The sequence below is a fragment of the Coprococcus sp. ART55/1 genome (assembly GCF_000210595.1).
GTDB classification, from domain to species: domain Bacteria; phylum Bacillota; class Clostridia; order Lachnospirales; family Lachnospiraceae; genus Coprococcus; species Coprococcus aceti.
In genome coordinates this window covers 340,522-343,325 of record NC_021018.1, presented here as the reverse complement: position 1 = coordinate 343,325, position 2,804 = coordinate 340,522, and the positions used below count along the sequence as shown (strand labels likewise).

Annotated in this window: 4 protein-coding genes; 1 reads left to right on the top strand and 3 read right to left on the bottom strand. The window is 46.8% G+C overall.

Translation table 11 applies throughout. The annotated features are described in order from the left end of the window. A partial coding sequence (locus tag CCU_RS01570) for an Ig-like domain-containing protein (protein WP_208895897.1) occupies positions 1-591 on the top strand: 591 nt, incomplete at its 5' end. Positions 592-646: 55 nt separating this feature from the next. Here CCU_RS01570 and CCU_RS01565 read toward each other — a convergent pair. The 3 genes from CCU_RS01565 to thiH all read right to left on the bottom strand — a co-directional run. Then, positions 647-1,096, bottom strand: a complete 450-nt coding sequence (locus tag CCU_RS01565) for a PadR family transcriptional regulator (RefSeq protein ID WP_015533318.1) — start codon at positions 1,094-1,096, stop codon at positions 647-649. A 121-nt stretch (positions 1,097-1,217) separates the two neighbouring features. Continuing rightward, the gene (gene thiE / locus CCU_RS01560; protein ID WP_015533317.1) at positions 1,218-1,865 is read right to left on the bottom strand and encodes a thiamine phosphate synthase; all 648 of its coding nucleotides are present in this window, start codon (positions 1,863-1,865) and stop codon (positions 1,218-1,220) included. Positions 1,866-1,887: 22 nt separating this feature from the next. Further along, positions 1,888-2,804: 2-iminoacetate synthase ThiH (gene thiH, locus CCU_RS01555; RefSeq protein ID WP_208895896.1), on the bottom strand; the 917-nt coding region annotated here is incomplete at its 5' end.

The window sequence follows — 2,804 nt, the reverse complement described above, 5'->3', positions numbered from 1 at the left end:
ACATCGGTTAAGATGACCGGAAATAAGAGCGTGCAGGAGGGACAGAAGGTAACTCTCACACTCAAGGCAGTCCTTGGACAGTATGGAAGTACATCGTATAAGGTGCTTGCGGGAGCTAAGTGGAAAACATCGAATTCCGCTATTGCAAAGGTGTCACCTACAGGAGTGGTAACAGGTCTCAGAAAGGGAACTGTGAAGATCACAGCCACTGTTGGATCACGTTCAGCATCATATACGGTAACAGTAACAGGAAAATGTGCGCATGTATATTCCGGCAAGGTAGTAAAAACAGCAACTACCAGAAGCGATGGCAAGGTGTTACATACATGCAGAAAATGCGGCCAGAAGAAGTATATCGTTGTCAAGAAGATAAAGAGTGTTACATTATCACAGACGAGATATAAGTATGATGGTAAGACAAAGACACCTAAGGTGACTGTGAAGGACAGCAATGGTAAGATAATATCATCAAAATACTACAAGGTGACATATCCTAAGGCGAGAAAGAAAGCCGGAACATATACGGTGAAGATAAAGTTTTCCGGAAGGTATAAGGGTACAGTTTCAAAGAAGTACAGAATAGTAAAATAAAAAATACCGTTGTTCATAAAAAATATGGACAACGGTATTTTTAATCTGAAAGAAATTATTTCTTCTCAGGCTCTGGAGTATAGTCAAGTATGGATGAAATAGCCTTGTGAACCTTTGTATACTCAGTTATAAGAATATGCATACGCTGGAATCCAGGCTGCTCCAGATGATAATATACTCTGGTCATTCTCTTTCCAACCTGCTCTTTGTGATCGGAGATGAAACCGTATTCAATCAATTTGTACAGTGCAGGATAGAGAGAACCGATAGGAATCTTTATCACGCCGTCTGACAGTGAGTCCATGAGCTGTGACAGCTCGTAGCCGTAATAATCTTTCTGGCTGAGCAGATAGAGTACGAGCAGCTCCACGGAACCTCTGATGAAGTTCGGCTTTGCAACGACTCTTGCATGTACAGCCTCAACTGCTGCTTCCTTTGCGGTATCATTACTTTGATCCTGAACCATAATACTGTTGGAATATATGCTGTTTAATACGTTTTCCATTAAAACCACCTCATACAAAAAAATAGTTACACTTTGTATTGATTGTAATTGCAAAATCATTTAATTGCAACCTTTCTTTTCATTAAAATGAAAATAAGTTGCGTATTTTTGCAATTTTTGCTTATTTGAGAGAGATTTTTGACTGTAACTGCCTGGATAATGCCAATAGACGGCTGGCAGCATCCTTTGGATTGTCAGCTTTCATTATGGCGGACACCACACAGATGCCGGCGATAGGTATGCCCGAGAGGACATCCAGGTTGGTCGGATTGAGTCCTCCGATGGCATTTACCGGGATGGGAACTGCCTTGCAAATGTCTCTCAGTGTATCCGTGGATGTGAGCACTGTCTTGACCTTGGTGGTGGTTGGGTAGATGGCTCCAACTCCCAGATAATCAGCTCCCTGTTCATACGCCTCCACGGCCTGAGGAACAGTCTTGGTGGTTGCACCCACGATGCGGTCGGACCCCATGAGTTTTCTGGCAATGGAGACAGGCATGTCGGTCTGTCCCACATGGACACCCTCGGAGTCCGCCGCCAGAGCCACATCTACCCGGTCATCTATGATGAGTGGCACGTTGTAGCGGCGCGCAATTGAGTGCACCTTGTCCGCAAGATGTATGTACTCACGGGTAGTTCTTTCCTTTTCTCTAAGCTGCATGAGTGTCGCACCGCCGTCCAGAGCACACTCCACTCTGTACAGAAATTCCTCCTCGGACAACCCTGTGCTGTCCGTTATAAAATATAAAGTAGGATCAAATGTATACATTTCAAAGTCCTTTCTAAAATTGTTACACATACAGATAGTCATTGAGTACGGGCTGCAGCCCCTCGCCCTCTATGTCTGAATACATATGCTCAAGACTTCTGTTGTCGTTGATCTCGAACTGCTCGTCGCCCTGCTCACTGCAGGAAGTCTTGCCGCTGTACTTGCTCTCGTGATCGCCGATTCCGGTTGACACGCCCGCCGATACCTTGGTCGCTGCGATCTTCACTATGCCGTTCCTGAAGTCTGCACTCTCTCTTGAAGATACCGTTATTCCGGCAAATGGCAGGAATATCCTGTATGCGCACAGTATCTGGCAGAGCTGCTTCTCGTGCACGTCCAGGGGGTTGATCTGATCGTTGTTGATGATCGGTCTCAGTCTTGGACAGGAGAGTGACATCTCTGCGTGTGGGTATTTCCTCTGGAGAAAATACGCGTGAAGGGCTGTTGCCAGTGCATCCTTGCGGAAGTCGGAGAGCCCTAACAGTGCTGAGAATGCAACGCCCCGCATTCCGCCCATGAGGGCGCGCTCCTGCGAGTCGAAACGGTATGGCCATACTCTCTTGTGACCCATCAGGTGAAGGGTCTCGTATTTGTCTGCGTCGTAGGTCTCCTGGAACACTGTCACATAGTCCGCACCGCACTCATGGAGGTAGCGGTACTCATCGGTGTTCACCGGATATATTTCAAGGCCTACCATGCGGAAGTATTTCCTTGCAAGCTTGCATGCCTCGCCGATATACGTTACGTCACTCTGGCTGCGGCTCTCGCCGGTCAGTATAAGGATCTCTTCCATGCCGCTGTCGGCGATGACCTTCATTTCCTTCTCGATCTGCTCTGCTGAGAGTTTCATTCTGTTGATGTGATTGTAGCAGTTGAAGCCGCAGTATACGCAGTAGTTCTCACAGTAGTTGGCTATGTAGAGCGGCGTGAACATGTAGA

Excerpts from the sequence above, each read along its gene's own strand:
- thiE (WP_015533317.1), bottom strand. The coding sequence starts at position 1,865 with ATGTATACATTTGATCCTACTTTATATTTTATAACGGACAGCACAGGG.
- CCU_RS01565 (WP_015533318.1), bottom strand. The coding sequence starts at position 1,096 with ATGGAAAACGTATTAAACAGCATATATTCCAACAGTATTATGGTTCAG.